This window comes from Marinomonas foliarum (assembly GCF_003337275.1).
Taxonomy (GTDB): domain Bacteria; phylum Pseudomonadota; class Gammaproteobacteria; order Pseudomonadales; family Marinomonadaceae; genus Marinomonas; species Marinomonas foliarum.
The window spans coordinates 36,684-53,460 of the sequence record NZ_QPJQ01000012.1 but is presented as its reverse complement, the minus strand read 5'-3'; the positions used below and the strand labels follow the sequence as shown (position 1 = coordinate 53,460).

Below are 16,777 nucleotides of genomic sequence, written 5' to 3'. Positions count from 1 at the left end.
CTTACACCCCTTGTTTTAGCTGAGCCGTTTCTTGTTCAAGTGCGTAACGTCCAGTATGCAAGCTAGAAGGGCCTTGTTTCGCAAAGCGAATCATCAAGTACATCTCAGCAATTAAGAACGCTGTATAAAGAAGCCCGAAGCCTGCAAGGCTGATCCAGATCTCTGTGGCTGTTAAGCTAGAGACCGCAACATGAACCGGTAATATTTCACCAATAGCCCAAGGCTGACGACCGTATTCCGCAACAAACCAACCTGCTTCATTGGCAATCCAAGGAAGTGGTAAACAAATTACGATAAATTTCAGGAACAAAGGACTTTGACCAATGCGACGACGCGCGTTTTGGTAAAAAGCAGCAGCGAAGACAAACAACATTAGGAAACCACAGCCGACCATGATGCGGAAGGCAAAGAACAATGGCGCAACTTGCGGAATAGAGTATTCAACCGCTTGATCGATCTCTTCAGATGTCACTTTGTTCATGTCTTCATTGAATGCTGTTACCAACAATCCGTAACCAAGATCGTCTTTTACTTTCTCGAAGTTTTCTTTTACTAGCGGATCCGTTGAACCGCTGCGTAACTTCTCAAGCAACTGGTTGGCATAAATACCATTGATAATTCGTTGGCGGTTATGCTCTTTCAGCTCTTTGATGCCTGTTACTTCTTTGTCTAGAGAGCGTGTTGCGATCAAGCCCATTAGCCCAGGAATTTTGATAGCAAACTCGGTTTCTTCAAGCTCTTGGTTTGGAAAGCCGATTAAGGTGAAGTCTGCTGGTGCTTCTTGTGTTTCCCACTCCGCTTCAACCGCTGCTAATTTCACTTTTTGCACTTCGCCTAGCTCGTAACCAGATTCGTCACCTAGAAGGATAACGCTCAAGATAGACGCTAAACCAAACGCTGAAGCGATAGCGAAAGAACGGCGAGCAAACGCAAGGTCACGGCCTTTCAATAAGTAGTAGCTTGAAATAACCAGAACAAACATCGCCCCTGTTGTGTAGCCTGCTGATACGGTGTGAACAAATTTCACCTGCGCCACTGGGTTTAATATCAAAGCACCAAAGTCGACGAGCTCCATACGCATGGTTTCGTAGTTGAACTCTGATCCTACTGGATTTTGCATCCAGCCATTGGCGATCAGGATCCACAAAGCTGACAAGTTAGAACCTAGCGCTACGCCCCAAGTCACCATTAAATGTTTCACTTTACTGAGGCGATCCCAGCCAAAGAAAAATAAACCAACCAATGTCGACTCAAGGAAGAAGGCCATCAAGCCCTCAATGGCTAAAGGTGCACCAAAAATATCGCCAACGTAATGAGAGTAGTAAGACCAGTTCGTTCCGAACTGGAACTCCATTGTCAAACCCGTTGTTACACCTAGCGCAAAGTTAATACCAAAAAGTTTACCCCAAAACTTCACCATGTCTTTGTAGACTTGCTTACCGGTAATTACATAGACAGACTCCATGATTGCCAATAAGAAAGCCATCCCTAGTGTTAAAGGGACAAACAAATAGTGGTACAGAGCAGTGAAAGCAAACTGAAATCGCGATAAATCCACTACAGCTTCGTTAATCATATAGCTTCAACCCATTCATTTGATTGAGAAAAAAAGACGATCGTAGACACTTACTTGATTGAGTGTTCTTGTTATCCAACGCCCACCGAAGCCTCAAAACATTTCAAGGCTTACTATAAGGCCAGATTATGAGTGCTGTTTTGATTTGAAACATTGCGTTAGATCAAGATAAAGAGAGTGAAAGGAATAAGTAGTAAAAAAGATTGTTTGAAGAGGTGATGAAAGGGTTCTAAAACTTGAAGATAAAAAACCAAACATGATCATGGAGGCTGTGACGCATTTCGTTCAGCCACCATGATTGCTATCTCTTGGGCTATTTTTTCAAGACTGTTTCTAAGTATCGCTTAGCGTCCTCTTGTCCCATGTATTTTGCCAAAATAGACAAAGGCACCTCTTTTAAATTCACCACAATTAAGCCGTCCAGTGAATTATGAAAAGCTGGATCGACATTAAAGCACACCAGCTTACCGTTCATTTTTAAATACTGGCGAATCAATACGGGCAAACCTTTGCCCTGCTCCATTCGCGATAAGACTTTAGACAGCAAGGTGACACTCGCCAAGGAAGACAACAAATTAGGTTGCCAAAACACGGAACCGCTGTTGCGCAGTGGCGTCGATGGCATCACCAAGCAGGCTTTCTCTTTATCGTAATAATGAATCGACAAGGTTGCAGCGATCAATTGACGTGCCGTATGGCTGTATTCATTACTGATGCTGACAGGGCCAAATAAATGCGTATATTTTGGGTTGCGAGAAGCAAAGGTAGCAATCCCCTTCCATAGCAAGAGCAGCGAATTTAAATTCTTTTGATACTTAGCTGCGACAACCGAACGCCCCATCTCAATGCTGTGATCTAGGCTATCGATAAACGCTTGGTCATAGTTAAACAAGCTGCGTGAGTACAACCCTTTTAAGCCATGCGCTTCAATAAGCTTATCCACTAACCCCATGCGATAAGCCCCGACGACTTCTTTATTGCCATGATGCCAAACAAACAATTGATGATAATAAAGGTCGTATTCATCCACGTCACAGGCCAAACCACTACCCTCGCCCACCGCGCGGAAGTTTTCTTCGCGGATACGGCCAATGTCTTGCATCAGCAAAGGGATAGATTGCGTCGGAGTGCAATAAACACTGAACTCACCTTGCTTCAGCAACAGCATATCGCCTGGCAGATTGGCAATTTCATTCTCTAAAAGACTCGGATCAATCGGCTCGATGATGGGTAAATCTTTGTTGTCATCTTGGACAACCGATTCCTGAGCATGTTGAGGGCTCATTAAATAGGTATTCAAACGTAAGTAGCTGACAAGATCTTGATTGCTTTCAAACTGGCTTACTTCCGCAAACGGTATAGCACTGCCGATAGAAATCTCAATGACTGAGGATTTTTTATTAAGCAGTTCTCGGCCCAACATAGCGGTTCGTAGCAAAGGATGGATACGACCGGCTTGATAAAACAACTCGCTATTTTTGCCATTAATAAAAATCGGCACCGTCGTCGCTTCGCTGCGATTTAAGAAATTAGCGACCGACTGACTCCATTCGATGTCGGCTAACGCCTGCTTTTCTATCGACTTTTCTGCTGACTGATCATTAGATTTTTTCGGATAAGTGGACACTTCCCCTGCAGGAAAAACAATTAACACACCGCCCTCAGCCAAATGCCGATGAGCATCTCGAATCGCCTTGCCATTGGTGCGTTGCGCCGATTTACCGCCAAACACATCCACGCCAATAAATAAGTCACTGATTTCTGGCAAACGCTTGAGTAACTCATTGGCCAGTACTTTTACATCACTGCGAACGCGTCCAACTAGGTCTGCCAAGACCACACCTTCAATCGCGCCAAGAGGATGGTTGGCAACAATTACCACAGGCCCATTTTGGGGAATATTCTCAGCGGCACCTTTGGCAATGGAATAATCAATGTTCAACGCTTCGAGGGTGTAACGCATAAATTCAAAGCTGGTCTGGCTGCTGGGCCTTTGTTGATACAAGCGATCTAATTTAGCGAGTCCTGTCGCCCATTCAAGAACGGATTCTCCAACGCCAAATGGCGTGATTCTTTTTAAACGAAAAGGACTGGCCAACATAATCAGACTCCGCTCTTGATAATTTTGTTTAGGATGCCTTGTGGATTTTTAAGATCCCGAAGCGATAAAAACACCGCACATAACCAAACCAAACACGCCATGATAAACAGCAAACCACCGTCATTGCCGACGACTTCATCGGCTGCATTAAACTCAGGCATCACTACGCCAAGCGGAGTAAATAGGTGAAAAATAATCGCACCACTCATAATGCCCATTGCCATCAAAGCCCCCAAACCATGCCAACGAGTAAAGAGCAAAACAGCAGCAATCAGTTCGGCCACGCCAAGAATGTAGCCACCGTAATGACCGAAGAATTCCAAGCCAGACCAAGTACCCAACACGCCGAAGATATGGTCGGTTTCGTAGGAACCAGTGAATTTAAAAAACAGCGACTGCACAAACACAAAGGCGATAAACACCGTTGGTACATATTTCACAATTTGCTTATTCATTTTATTGACCCTATTTATAAGTATTATTTTTTACCGATCAGGCTTGGCCAATTGGCATCCGCTTGTTTGATGTGCAACACAGGATCTTGGTCCCACTTGCGTTTAATGTTGTCGTCATAATTCAGATACAGCTTGCCATCAACCACGGCCCAATCTTTTGGATCAGAAGAGGCGAAGTCATTCTTGGCAGACACAGCCCAAGCGCAATAGCCACCATATTGCGGAGCGTATTTTTCCGGTTCAGCTTTGAACATATCGAGATGCTGTTGCGAGGCAAAATACCAATCAGCGCCTTTATATTCAGTGACGAACTTGGAACTGCCTTCGACCGGTTTTTGGTCCGTAAAGTAAGCAACCGTGTCATAGCCGCTAAGTGCTTTATTACTAAAATAGCCGGTATAAATCTCATCTTGCGCTAGGGCAAAACTGCTTATAAACACGGCTAAAAACATCATTAAACGCGTCATAACAACTCCTAAATTTTGATTAATAAGAACCAGTAACGAGGGAAACCTTTTCGTGAAAACACGTGTCTTGAGAACGATTGCTTTGAAAACCATTGTCTTGAAAACAATAGCTCTGAGACGCCAACGCTTGTGGCGCTAAATTCGAGCAAGGCGATCCGGCCACATAGCTCATTTGAAAATTGTCTTTTGCGACCTGAATGCGAGTGAAGCTCACGGTTTGAGCATCTTCTCTGTGCATACAAACCGAGAAATGAGACTGCTCTGGATGGTGCTGAGAATGAAACAACAGCAAATCGTCAGCGCTTTCGACAGCGAGTTCCTCATAGACGGATTGTCGATAGGCCGTGACTCCTTCTAGCTCCACTGCAGACGAAAAATGCGGTGATTGGGCATAAAGAATCGATGCGTTTTCACCATCCCATTGAAACTCTCTAACCTTGCTATTACCCAGCTCAAAAGCCAGCAAGGTAAAAGGGGCAAGCTGTTGCAGGTCCAGCTGAGCAAACTGCCATTCAATTTGGGCAAGCCCTGTAGCACTGGATAATTGCTTGACCAATTGCCCACGGCTCGTCAGTTGGCCTGACGGCGTTTTGCCTTGATAGTTATTGAGTAAACACAAAGACACACCGGCCTCGTTTAAGCTAATCCAACTACCCTTGCCCACAGGATCAATCGGCATGAGAACTTGGATGCCTTGCAGAGCAAAAGACTGAGGCGACAAGGCGGGAGCTCGTGCTTTTTGCTCATCACGATTGAAGAATAATTGATAACCTGATTCATCAATCCACCAAGAAACCGAACACATAATTATTGGCCTCTTAAAAACGTTGCGGTGGCTGGCGCAATGCCAAAGTCCTCATCGATACTTTTATTCATTAAACTGGCGGCCACTTTCACCATGGCAAAATGATGATTCGCATGCAGTGCCGCAAAAGTAATTTCGCGCTCCAAGGTCGAAGACATGAGACAGGCTTGCGTATGCAAAACAGAGACTCCGGTCAAAACATTCACGTTTTTCTTAAGCTCTTTTTCCGATAAGCCAGTAAGCCAGTTTGTCAGCTCGTCGATTTCAACTAAGGCAACAGAGCGCGATGTTTCCACCCTATGACCACGACGACGTTGGTTATAATCAATCACTATTCCCGCTTGATAAACGGCATTAAAGACATCTAACCAATGACGAAAATGCTCACCAATAGAACTGTTCACCACAGGCTTCATCGACGCTTGATAAGCGTCATCGTCGAGCATCTGCAAACAACGAGAAGCCTGAGCAAACACCTCAAGACAACCTTGCACCGTTGGCGTATAGGTCGCTGCTGGGAAGTCTCTGACTTGTCTTTTTTTCAATACCGATTGCATAGGTTTTCCTTACAAGAACGTCTCTTAATTTAATCAGTAGCCGGATAATGCTGAATAAGTGCTTTTTCTTCTCGCCACGCTTTTAACAAAGCTCGAATGGTCGGTGATTTAAAACCACGCTTTTTCTGCAAGGCACCTATCTCGAATAAAATTCGATACTGCTTTAGCAAGGTGCTAAAAATTTCGGATAACCTGGTATTGCGGTCCCAAATATGGGTCGCTTCGCTGCTCGCGCCATTCATTTCTAAAATGGAAAAGTTTTCGCCTGCCATGAAAGACTCAATGTCGGCAAACTTGATGTCTAAACGGCCGTAGTAGTAGCCATCAACGTCTTTTAAGATCTCATCCAATTTTCGCGTTAATGCTTGCGTGATGTATTGATTGCCATTACGAAAAATCGAGCCACGGCTGTGACTGCCAGCAAACGCGAGAGGATATTCCTCACCGTCTGCGGGAATCCAATCCAGCTTTTGTGTATGACGTGGGAAATACAAATGCGCTAACTGACCGGCTCGTGGGCAACGCTCAATCAGCTGTCTCAAACTGTGCGTGCCGTCACCAACGACACTGGGGGCGTATTTCAAGGTGATGGAAATAATCTCGCCCTGTTCTTGCCCTGGATAACGCACATAGAAGACGCCTGCTTCCGCTTGATATGGCGCTTTACGTTGCAGTAGAAACTGAGCGGAGGTAGGAAACGTTTCAATATATTCATGAAGTTGCGCTGCGGATTTCAGTAGCTTGACGCCAACACCACGACAACCTAAATCAGGCTTAGCCACAATGGGAAATGACAACTGAGCAACGTCCATTGCTTGCTGTGCGTTTTCGAATTGCACAGCAACGCTTTCTTGGTTTTTTGTCAGGGTAATAAAAGGTTCGATCCATTTCTTGGCTACCGGACCAGCCAAATTCAATATGTCTGTTTTGGATTCGCCCACCATGCCGCTCAACTTGATGCTTGGGTTAGCGATTAAAGGTAAACAAACATCACCGTGACGCAGCCCAAGAAACAAACTCTGCACGACAACTGGGGCGTAAAAAAACCAGCTCGGCATGAATTCATAAGGTGAAATACTCGCTTCCTCTTCAACTTGGAGTAGCGGCATTCCAGCATTAATTCTATTTGGCGCAATGAACTGCCCCTCAACCATGGCACTCATGACATACCTCGCGTAAACGATTTATTAAGAAAACGATTCATTAAAAACAACAGGCCAAATGCCACAGGAATAAGCAGCCATTTCAGTTCTGACACCTGCATAAAAACACTGCTGCCTATTTGATAAATCAGTGTGAACACCACCAGCGTCCAAATAGAAGTAGCAAGCAGAACAGCACTAAAAAAGACAGGTAACGGAATGACGAGAAAACCACTTAAGGTAAAACCAATGGTTCTTAAGCCGGGAATAAAACGAATTAAGAAAAGGTTCAAAAAAGCACGTTGGATCAGCTTTTGTCTCACGACTTTAAACGAAGAATTGGTTAAGGCTCGATAGCGTAACCATCTGACTTTTCGGGCGTAACGTCCCAAGACATACAAGCCCAAGTCCCCTGTCGCGATGCCGATAAAAATCGACATTAAGGCAAGTGATGAAGGCAAGTCCCCATGGGCAGACAAGGTCGCCGCTGTTGCGATGGCAAGGTCTTCGAGTAAATAGGACAAGAGCACAACACCAACGCACAACAAGGTGAGCGACGCTGTTCCCGATGTTAGCCATACTTGTAATTCTGCAATCAAGGTAAGTTACCTACCTATATCATCTAAAAACTTGGAAAGGTCCAAGCGCTCATATTCTGTTTCTGAAGATTAGACGTGGGCAGATATCACTTTCTTACAAAGAAATTTGAAAAATGAATTTAAAGCGGAATTGAATACGCGAAATAAGGTAAAGGCGAGGAAGTAAATATTGAAAATAGCTGAGGGAATATTAAGGATGTAGGAAGTCGTGCTTCTTTTTTCGTATTGAGCAATTAGCCAAAATAGCTAATTTCTCACTTTGATCTGATTGTTGCCAAACCATGATTTCCTTCATGGTTCGATAGCACCCCACACAAATCTCGTCGTCATCAAGGCAGCACTGACGAATACAAGGGCTTTTTATATTGGGATCGGTTTTATGCGTTTCTGACATAATTTGCAGACCACTACTTTTAGACAATGTTCTTAGACATATTATAACCGGTCACCACAAAACCTATTTTTTCGTATAAGGCAAAGGCGCGTTTATTATAATAAGCCACTCTGAGCTTTATCTGATGAATACCGTTATTTTTAAGCTGTTCTTCAAGCTCACTCATGGCATGTCTACCAAATTGTTTACTGCGATGAGGCTCGGTAATATAAAAATCGCAAATAAACGCCGTTTGGTCTTCTATGTTTATGGTGTACCAAAGATACCCAACCACAATAATCTGGCCAGCTACCTTAGCTTCAATACAGACTAACTCCTGCCCCTTGCTTTCAACACCATCAGGAAAACTGCGCAGCAAATCTTGTTCCGCTATCGAGACAGAATCCGCCATGGTACGACTATAATTTAATGAAATTTCTTGACTGTAATCGGCGATAAAATAATCACGATAGCTGAGAAATTCTTCTTGGCGCATTTTTCTTAGCACTATCCTATCTCCACTAGCCTTACGATGAAGTGAGTTGATTAATCCCAATTGCTCCGGCGTAAGTTTTTAATTTGCCCTTTTTGCTTTTTCTGATCAACGCGTTTTTTCTGTGAAGAACGTGTTGGTTTGGTTGGTCGACGTGCTTTTTGGACCCGAGTTGCTTCAAGAATCAGCTCTTTCAGTCTTGCTAATGCGTCTTCTCGATTTAACTCCTGTGTGCGATGTTGTTGTGCCTTAAGCACAATATCACCCTCTTTTGTTAATCGAGAGTCATTTAGTGCCAACAAACGCTCTTTATAAAATTCAGGGAGCGACGAAGCAGCCACATTAAATCTTAGGTGGATAGCAGAAGAGACTTTATTGACGTTTTGGCCGCCTGCACCTTGTGCTCGAATAGCGGTTAGTTCTATTTCGTGGTCTGGAATCGCCACGGCGAGAGTAATTTGCAGCATAAGATTGCTTTATTCTGTCTAGGTATCTATTTTAATTGGCCATTGTAACAGGCTTAAGAAGTGTTTGCTTTGGCGCATCGTTTCTCTGTACATTATCAGTTACAATCGCCGAAATATTTGAGACCTAATAGGAGTTTTTTGTGACCCAGTTCCGCCCTTGTATCGATCTACACCAAGGCAAGGTTAAGCAAATTATAGGGGGCAGCCTGAATGACAAAGGCGCCACTGAAAACTTTATCAGCGAATTTAACGCAGAACATTATGCCCACATGTACCAAGAACATAACTTACTTGGTGGGCATGTCATTGCCTTAGGTAAGGGTAACCAAGAAGAAGCGCTTAGTGCATTGCGCGCCTACCCGAACGGCCTACAGTTTGGCGGAGGTGTTAACAGCAATAACGCGGCAAGTTATTTAAATGCTGGTGCTTCTCACGTCATTGTGACCTCTTATTTGTTTGAAAATGGCGAGTTTTCCTGGGACAGATTAGATAAAATCAAACGTGAAACAGGCACTGAGAGACTGGTTTTAGACTTAAGTTGCCGCCGTACAAAAGATGGCTGGTACATTGCCACAGATCGCTGGCAAACCATTACTTCGACACAAGTTAACCAAGAAAATCTCATTGAATTGGCAAACCATTGCGATGAATTTTTGATCCATGCAGCTGATGTTGAAGGCTTGCAAGCGGGCATTGATGAAGAATTGGTCCAGTTGCTAGGCCAAGGTTGTCCGGTTGCTGTGACCTATGCTGGAGGTGCTCGCTCTTTATCTGACCTTAAACGTGTCAGCGAATTGTCCTCTGGGAAAGTCGATCTGACCATAGGTAGCGCTTTAGATATTTTTGGCGGACAAGGCGTAACACTGGACGAATGCATCCTGTGGAATCAATCTCAACAATAAACTAACGTTAGAGGCAAGTATTTTGCTTGTCTCTAACGCTTTTCTCGACATAGCACCCGCCATACCTCATACTTAGTGGTCTATTTTTTCGCCTTTAATCTCAGGATTAGTTAATGCTTATACTTCGTTCTGGCCTTTTACTTGCAACGCTCTTCATTAGCGCCTGCTCGATGCCAATTTTTCAAGACTTATCAACGTCTAAAACAGACAGTGTCGATCAAAACGTGTCAAACAACACGCCGGTAGAATCTACAAAATCAACAGATGTCGCACCGACTACTTCTACTAACGACAATACATCAAACGAAAGCACATCGAATCCGCTTAACAATGTTAGCTCGATTGATAGTTTGACCAAACAGCTTAGAGCTCAACAAGCATTGGCTAAAGCAAACTATACAGAACTCACAAACCGTACAGGGAAAGCGCCTCAGTTACCAAGCATTTCCAACGTTAACAACTTATCTTCTAACCAGATAAATGATGCAACTCAGCAGCTTCGCTCTTATGTGAGCAAAACAAACTCTACATTGGCCTCTTTGAATGCGCGTGTTGATGATCGCCAGAAAGTGGCATTAAACGGAGATTTGATTCGGATTTTCTTGTCTGAAACGACCATTACCCATGGCAACCAAACCTTTAAAGCACAACCTTTGGTTGGCCAATGGATCCGTGGCGAAAGTAGAGCAATTCGATTAAAAGATAATATTCTGTTTGAAGACCCAAAGTCAGAAGATTTGAACATTACTTTTTCTGAAACCTATCAGTTGATTGTGAATAACAAGGTTATTGCGACAATCAATCCTAATAGAGAGAAAAATGATGCTGACTTTACGGTTGCTACCCATGACAATAAAGGTTCTATTGTTGGTAGGTTAGACTTTAGAGTCGTGGATGACGAATAACCCCATCTAGGCATATGGCCTAACTGTCACAACAATTAGGCCAGTTTCGTGGGTTATACAATTCCTACGACTACCACTCTAGCGTTGAATGACCTTGGCGTTACTACGCCATTGCTTCACGTTATCCAATCCTCTTCGTAAAAAGACCAAATAATCTGCGATGATATTGGCAAAGACCTTGTCACCTAGCTGTCGTAGCAACGCCTCTATTCTTTTTAAACCCTGCTCATTTACCAGCATTACACGATTCACGAGATCCTGACCTGTATTGGCACTAAGCGCCGCCAAATATTCACTGGTAATACGACCTGCATCTTGGGTCATCAGCTTTGAGTCTTCCAGCACATTACCAACAAAAGAGAGTAGCCGATCGGCCAAGCGGCGAAACAAATTAGACAGCTTCTTAAAGCCATGTTTATCAAGCGTGTTGTCAACCTGTTCAGACAAGGTCACATTAGCAAAAAAACCATCAAAACACATAGAGATCATGTCATAAATCAACCCCGTGTCTTTATTTGACAGTGACCTTGTCGCTAAACCTCTATCATTTATCACCACTGGCTCCTTTCAAAAAAGGGTGAGCTTTGTGCAAATACGGATGATTAATACCGTGTTTCATGAAAAGTCATGGGCTTACCCCTTTGATCACCTGTAGGCCTATGATTTTATGGCCCTACAAATTTGCACTCTATTCATTCAGGGAAAACGATGATGTCTTTACCAAAGCTCTTTTTGCATGTTCAAGATCCATTATTGGCTTCAGACTTGCTAGCGCTAAAAGGCGTTCAACAATATGAATTGAACGTCAGCTATCAAGAAGAAAGCTGGCTGCAACAACTTGCTATTAGCCAATGTGATGTCGCCATTATTGAAGTGAACCCTGCCGATGGCGATTCACTGCAAGGACTCGTTGATCACCCACTACTTTCTCAAACCGAGTTTCTTTTTTTCAGTAAGGGCGAACCAGACCCAATGTTGGATCGCCTTATTCAAAAAGGCGCTGGATTTCACTATCGTGCTCCATTCAACGTTAAGTCGGTTGAATCTTCACTTAATGAAGTCTTCAACGAGCTAAATGTGCCAATGCAATACAATAATCCGCAAGCAAGCTACCTAGACCAATTTGGTTTACTAGTCGGCTCTTCTTGCGCTATGCATTCGCTTTATCGAACCATCCGCAAAGTAGCCAGCACCAACACCAACGCCTTCATCATTGGAGAAAGTGGCACAGGTAAAGAACTCATTGCCAACACTCTGCACGTGGTTAGTCCGCGAGCAGAAGGTCCATTTGTTGCAATCAACTGCGGCGCACTAAGCCCAGAGCTGATTGATAGCGAACTGTTTGGTCACGTTAAAGGTGCTTTCACTGGCGCACATAAAGATCACCAAGGCGTTTTCGAGCAAGCAGAAGGCGGAACATTATTTTTGGATGAAGTCACTGAAATGCCTTTTGAGTATCAAGTAAAACTACTACGAGTACTTGAAAGCGGTGAATACAAACCCGTTGGCGCTCAGCAAGTCAAAAAAACCAATGTTCGAATTGTTGCCGCGACTAATCGTGTACTAAGTGACGCTATTCGTGACGATATCTTCCGTGAAGATCTTTATTTTCGTCTAGCGCAATTCCCTATTATGTCGCCGCCATTAAGAGACAGACAAGGCGACGCATGCGGTCTGGCACAACACTTTTTGGCTTACCGAAACGCGCAAGATGGTCAACAAAAGCAACTATCAGCCTCAAGCCTAGAGAAAATTGGCCAATACTCTTGGCCTGGTAATGTCCGTGAACTAAAACACGCTATTGAGCGTGCCTATATTTTGGCGGATCAAACCATTCTCCCAGAACACCTAATTACCAATGCACTTAATAGCCAAGCTGAAACCAATAAAACGTCTGGCATTCCTTTTGGAATGCGTCTTGATAACATCGAAAGAATTGCCATCTTAAAAACCCTCAAAAATAACGAAGGCAACAGGACGGATACAGCTAATCAACTTGGTATCAGTATCAAAACGCTCTATAACAAGCTCGATAAATACGACCAGACTGACTTTTTATAAAGCAATAAAAGCCACATTTAAAAAATGTTAGAAAAAAGGCCGATCACTCGGCCTTTTTTCTGCTCATTTTAGCAATCAGTGTCTTTGGCGTTCATGCCTTCTTTTGCTTCTTCACACTTATCTTCGATGGCGTTACCTGTATCGGTCATGGTGTCTTCAATTGAATTGCCAGCGTTGTTTAGCGCATCACCAGCATCATCCATAGTTTGCTCAACAGCATCACCAGCATTGGACATTGCGTCTTCTACTTTGTTGTCATCAGAGCTCTGATCACATGCAGCCAATGTACCAGCAGTAACAAGAACCAAAGCAGTATTTAGTAGAGTGCGTTTAATATTCATAATGGTAACCTCCATTTAACTTCTAAAATATTGAGGACGTTCAGCACTATTGCCTGTCGCCTCACTAATTAACTCAATCAGCTAAGCACCATACATTCGGCCTTTGCTGTTGATTCCCTAAGACTATTGCGAAGGCCATGCCAGTTTTCAGGTTAATCCATAACCAATTGATAAATAAAGAAATATTATAAATTCATTATAAAATAAGCTGACTTAGCTAGCCTCTATCCAGTATTTTTTACAAAAATCCTCGGTAAGCCTTTCCGTCGAGCAATTGTAAAGACGGAAGAAATGTGACCCTAACAACTCATTTACAGCAAAATAGATAAAAATCCACTTGAATGTTTGTGCCTCTCCCATAGAATTGGCGAAAACCTTTATCCTAAAAAGGTTTTCAAGCTTAACGAAGGATCCCCTATGAGCCAGTCGCTTTCTACCTCACCAAGACTAGATGGATTTCGCATGCCTGCGGAACACGAACCGCAAGAGCAAGTATGGATGGCTTGGCCAACCCGCGAGGATAATTGGCGAGATAACGGTAGACCAGCTCAGGCTGAATTTGTTGCGGTGGCCACAGCTATTGCTCAAGCAACCGATGTGACCTTTATTGTCGACGCAAAACATTTTGATGAGGCTCGCCGTGCACTACTAAGCCATATCCGAGTCATTGAGATTCCATCGGATGATTGCTGGATGCGTGATATAGGCGCTACTTACGTTGTTAACGACAAGGGTGAACGCCGAGCGAATAACTGGGAGTTTAATGCATGGGGTGGCGAGCTAGACGGTTTATACGATTCTTGGGAACAAGATAATGCTGTTGCTGAAAAAATGGCTGAGGTTACCAATGACGACGTCTATTTTGTCCCTCTTATTCTAGAGGGAGGCTCTATTCATGTGGATGGCGAAGGCACACTTTATACAACTGAAGAATGTTTACTCCACCCAAGTCGTAATCCGAATTTAAGCAAAGAAGACATTGAAGACCTACTAAAGTCCTATTTGAATGTTGAAAAAATCATTTGGCTTAAAAGCGGCCTTTATAACGATGAAACAAATGGCCACGTCGATAACATCATGCACGTCATTCGCCCAGGCGTGGTTGCGTTAACAGATTGTGAAGATCCAAGTGACCCGCAGTACGCAATTAGTAAAGCGGCACTAAAAGTACTCAGCCAATGCCATGATGCAAAAGGTCGAGCACTAGAGATTATTAAACTCCCACTACCAGGACCACTATTTGTTTCAGAAGACGAAGCCAAAAACCTAATAGAGAGTGATTCGATGAATCGTCAAGCAGGAGAACGCCTAGCAGCTTCTTATGCCAATTTTTTAATAACCAATGATCATATTGTCTTTCCTATCTTTGGCATTAGCACAGACAAACAAGCACAACAAATTCTGCAAACAGCGTTTCCCGATCATAAACTAATAGGCGTTTACGCGCGCAACATATTGTTAGGTGGCGGAAACATTCATTGCATTACCCAACAGGTTCCTAAGAAGTGCGTGATTAAAGCAACGTAGCAGCCTTTAATACATTTTAATTGATTATCTCTTAGCGACATCTTTTTGCTTGGACACTGACATAAAAGAGACCAAAATCCGCCTTGGTTATAAGGGTAATATTTCTGTTTGTAGCTTACTCCCACTGTGCTAATGTGGCAGAGTAACGCCTTTTAAAAATGCTTCATAACGCATTGGTGTTTTGTATATTTTTTGGCTAGAACATCAACATAATAGTTAATGTTCGGTTGTACTAATTGAAGCGTATTGCTTCTAATTTACGATGGCGTATTTCGCTTGGGGTAATATTAATGGATTCCACGTTTACTTTATTGGATCTAGGCTGGCAAGCTTACTTTCAACAACAGTTATCATTGGATGATTTAGAATCTAACCGTATTGCACGTATCTGCTCTAAAACAGGCAGTAACTACGAGCTTGTTACTGAATCTGGCTTTTTCACTTTAGAAGACCACTTAGATATGCCAGATATGGCAATCGGTGACTGGGTTGTTGCCGATACAGATAACAACTTTTTACGCCTTTTAGAATCTAGCTCTACATTTGAAAATATCGCTTCAAATATAGATACTGTGTTTTTAATCTGCGCATTAAATCAAGATTTCAATCTCACCTTGATCAAACGTTATTTGGAACTGACCCATAACGCTCAAGCTGACGCTGTTGTGATTCTAACGAAAGCAGATACCTGCGAAGACGCTGCAGAAAAACGTGCCCAAGTAGAAAAGCTTGATCCACTGCTCATCGTAGAAACTGTTAATGCTTTGGATGCTGACAGCCTACGCTGCCTATCGCCTTTGCTTAAGAAAGGCAAAACTATTGCTTTATTAGGCGCGGTTGGCTCTGGTAAATCCGCACTGATCAACACCTTGATGCAGACCACAGCTGAAGGCAAAGCTCAAAGGAACATTGGCGATTCTGGTGCCTTAAAGATCATGCCATCCGGCGCTATCTTATTAGATACAGCTGGCATGCGTGAATTACAACTGGCTGAATTTGATAGCAGCACGATTGCCAACTTTGCAGATATGATTGCTCTTGAGAAGCAATGTCGTTTCACTGACTGCCGCCACGAAGGTGAGCCAGGCTGCGCCATTAAAGCGGCGGTCAAAGCGAACCAAATTGACGAACAGCGCGTTGCAGATTTCTTATTACTTCGCAACGAAGACGGTGATGACGATCAAGTGACTAAATCCAAGCCACAAGAAAAGTTCTATCGCAGTGCGCAATCTGACATTCGCGCCAGAAAGCACAGTTCTGCCGAGTAATATTGAGCACATATTCCAACAGACAAACAGAAAGCGGACTGCTAAACACAGTCCGCTTTTTTTATGTTTTCTACAATTAAAAGCCACCAGCAATGCCTCTTCCCTTTACAGCAAGCCATTGAGTGTTTATAACAAGGCCTCGATACGTTTTCTCCCACTCCAACTGAGGCAGCTTTTCTGAATCTTCATGTCTAATACTCTATTGATTTACTCTACCACAGACGGCCACACCACAAAGATCAGCAAAAAAATGCAAGCTATCATCGAGAGTCAAGATCACTCGGTTACGCTTTTACCTGTCGAAGAAGTCACAACTGACACTCTAACAAACCATGACAAAATAGTAATCGGTGCTAGCATTCGTTATGGCAAACACCAAAAAATCGTTGTTGATTTTATTGAGCAAAATAAAGCGCTGCTTGAAAGCAAACTCAGCGCGTTTTTCACCGTTAACCTAGTGGCTCGTAAACCTGAAAAATGCCAACCTGCGACCAACCCGTACATCATTAAACTTTTAGCGCAACTAGATTGGCAGCCAACTGTCCAGGGCGTATTTGCAGGTAAATTAAACTATCAAAAATACGGTTTCATCGACCGCAATATGATTCGCTTTATTATGTGGATGACTAAAGGACCAACTGATCCCTCCACCAATATGGAGTTTACTAACTGGAATAGTGTTGAGCAGTTTGCTCAAGCGGTTTGCGATATGCAGCCAACCCAATAGCGAAAACGCCT

At 43.4% G+C, this 16,777-nt stretch carries 19 protein-coding genes; 6 read left to right on the top strand and 13 right to left on the bottom strand.

Annotated elements, in window-relative coordinates; genetic code table 11:
• Window position 1: 1 nt before the first annotated feature.
• From DFP77_RS08330 to arfB, 11 genes are all read right to left on the bottom strand, one after another.
• Window positions 2-1,576: a cytochrome ubiquinol oxidase subunit I gene (locus DFP77_RS08330; RefSeq protein WP_114411828.1), complete on the bottom strand. Its 1,575-nt coding sequence runs from the start codon at window positions 1,574-1,576 to the stop codon at window positions 2-4.
• 313 nt (window positions 1,577-1,889) lie between these two features.
• The gene (locus tag DFP77_RS08325) at window positions 1,890-3,677 is read right to left on the bottom strand and encodes a bifunctional lysophospholipid acyltransferase family protein/GNAT family N-acetyltransferase (RefSeq protein ID WP_114411827.1); all 1,788 of its coding nucleotides are present in this window, start codon (window positions 3,675-3,677) and stop codon (window positions 1,890-1,892) included.
• Window positions 3,678-3,679: 2 nt separating this feature from the next.
• A complete protein-coding gene (locus DFP77_RS08320; protein WP_114411826.1) occupies window positions 3,680-4,132 on the bottom strand; it encodes a hypothetical protein in 453 nt (150 codons plus the stop codon).
• Window positions 4,133-4,155: 23 nt separating this feature from the next.
• Window positions 4,156-4,599: a YHS domain-containing (seleno)protein gene (locus DFP77_RS08315; protein ID WP_114411825.1), complete on the bottom strand. Its 444-nt coding sequence runs from the start codon at window positions 4,597-4,599 to the stop codon at window positions 4,156-4,158.
• A 19-nt stretch (window positions 4,600-4,618) separates the two neighbouring features.
• Entirely contained in the window at window positions 4,619-5,404 is a 786-nt protein-coding gene (locus DFP77_RS08310) for an NRDE family protein (RefSeq protein WP_114411824.1), read from the bottom strand.
• Window positions 5,405-5,406: 2 nt separating this feature from the next.
• Window positions 5,407-5,961, bottom strand: a complete 555-nt coding sequence (locus tag DFP77_RS08305) for a hypothetical protein (RefSeq protein ID WP_114411823.1) — start codon at window positions 5,959-5,961, stop codon at window positions 5,407-5,409.
• Window positions 5,962-5,990: 29 nt separating this feature from the next.
• On the bottom strand, window positions 5,991-7,124 hold the full coding sequence (locus DFP77_RS08300; protein WP_114411822.1) for a D-alanine--D-alanine ligase: 1,134 nt from the start codon (window positions 7,122-7,124) through the stop codon (window positions 5,991-5,993).
• On the bottom strand, window positions 7,121-7,702 hold the full coding sequence (locus DFP77_RS08295; protein WP_114411821.1) for a DedA family protein: 582 nt from the start codon (window positions 7,700-7,702) through the stop codon (window positions 7,121-7,123). Before DFP77_RS08295 ends, DFP77_RS08300 begins: the two co-directional genes overlap by 4 nt.
• A gap of 190 nt (window positions 7,703-7,892) precedes the next feature.
• On the bottom strand, window positions 7,893-8,096 hold the full coding sequence (locus DFP77_RS08290; protein ID WP_114411820.1) for a DUF1289 domain-containing protein: 204 nt from the start codon (window positions 8,094-8,096) through the stop codon (window positions 7,893-7,895).
• A gap of 19 nt (window positions 8,097-8,115) precedes the next feature.
• Window positions 8,116-8,571, bottom strand: a complete 456-nt coding sequence (locus DFP77_RS08285) for a GNAT family N-acetyltransferase (RefSeq protein WP_114411819.1) — start codon at window positions 8,569-8,571, stop codon at window positions 8,116-8,118.
• 50 nt (window positions 8,572-8,621) lie between these two features.
• The gene (arfB, locus tag DFP77_RS08280) at window positions 8,622-9,035 is read right to left on the bottom strand and encodes an alternative ribosome rescue aminoacyl-tRNA hydrolase ArfB (protein WP_114411818.1); all 414 of its coding nucleotides are present in this window, start codon (window positions 9,033-9,035) and stop codon (window positions 8,622-8,624) included.
• A 140-nt stretch (window positions 9,036-9,175) separates the two neighbouring features.
• Between arfB and hisA the strand changes: the two genes are divergently transcribed.
• Both hisA and DFP77_RS08270 read left to right on the top strand, forming a co-directional pair.
• Window positions 9,176-9,937 carry a phosphoribosylformimino-5-aminoimidazole carboxamide ribotide isomerase gene (gene hisA, locus DFP77_RS08275; protein ID WP_114411817.1) on the top strand — a complete coding sequence of 254 codons (762 nt, stop codon included), beginning with the start codon at window positions 9,176-9,178 and terminating at the stop codon, window positions 9,935-9,937.
• Window positions 9,938-10,050: 113 nt separating this feature from the next.
• Complete coding sequence (locus tag DFP77_RS08270) at window positions 10,051-10,842, top strand: hypothetical protein (protein ID WP_114411816.1); 792 nt, start codon at window positions 10,051-10,053, stop codon at window positions 10,840-10,842.
• 78 nt (window positions 10,843-10,920) lie between these two features.
• Here the strand turns inward: DFP77_RS08270 and DFP77_RS08265 are convergent, their stop codons facing one another.
• Window positions 10,921-11,397, bottom strand: a complete 477-nt coding sequence (locus DFP77_RS08265; protein ID WP_114411815.1) for a hypothetical protein — start codon at window positions 11,395-11,397, stop codon at window positions 10,921-10,923.
• Between the two features lie 153 nt (window positions 11,398-11,550).
• On the opposite strand from DFP77_RS08265, the gene DFP77_RS08260 reads away from it, so the two are divergent.
• Window positions 11,551-12,903 carry a sigma-54 interaction domain-containing protein gene (locus DFP77_RS08260; RefSeq protein WP_258861091.1) on the top strand — a complete coding sequence of 451 codons (1,353 nt, stop codon included), beginning with the start codon at window positions 11,551-11,553 and terminating at the stop codon, window positions 12,901-12,903.
• A gap of 68 nt (window positions 12,904-12,971) precedes the next feature.
• Here DFP77_RS08260 and DFP77_RS08255 read toward each other — a convergent pair whose 3' ends face one another.
• Window positions 12,972-13,244 carry a hypothetical protein gene (locus DFP77_RS08255; RefSeq protein ID WP_114411813.1) on the bottom strand — a complete coding sequence of 91 codons (273 nt, stop codon included), beginning with the start codon at window positions 13,242-13,244 and terminating at the stop codon, window positions 12,972-12,974.
• Between the two features lie 417 nt (window positions 13,245-13,661).
• Between DFP77_RS08255 and aguA the strand changes: the two genes are divergently transcribed.
• From aguA to hemG, 3 genes are all read left to right on the top strand, one after another.
• Window positions 13,662-14,771, top strand: coding sequence for an agmatine deiminase (gene aguA / locus DFP77_RS08250; RefSeq protein ID WP_114411812.1), 1,110 nt, complete (start codon window positions 13,662-13,664; stop codon window positions 14,769-14,771).
• 290 nt (window positions 14,772-15,061) lie between these two features.
• Window positions 15,062-16,039 carry a GTPase RsgA gene (gene rsgA / locus DFP77_RS08245; protein ID WP_114411811.1) on the top strand — a complete coding sequence of 326 codons (978 nt, stop codon included), beginning with the start codon at window positions 15,062-15,064 and terminating at the stop codon, window positions 16,037-16,039.
• A 187-nt stretch (window positions 16,040-16,226) separates the two neighbouring features.
• Window positions 16,227-16,766, top strand: coding sequence for a menaquinone-dependent protoporphyrinogen IX dehydrogenase (gene hemG / locus DFP77_RS08240; RefSeq protein ID WP_114411810.1), 540 nt, complete (start codon window positions 16,227-16,229; stop codon window positions 16,764-16,766).
• The last annotated feature ends 11 nt before the right edge of the window (window positions 16,767-16,777 follow it).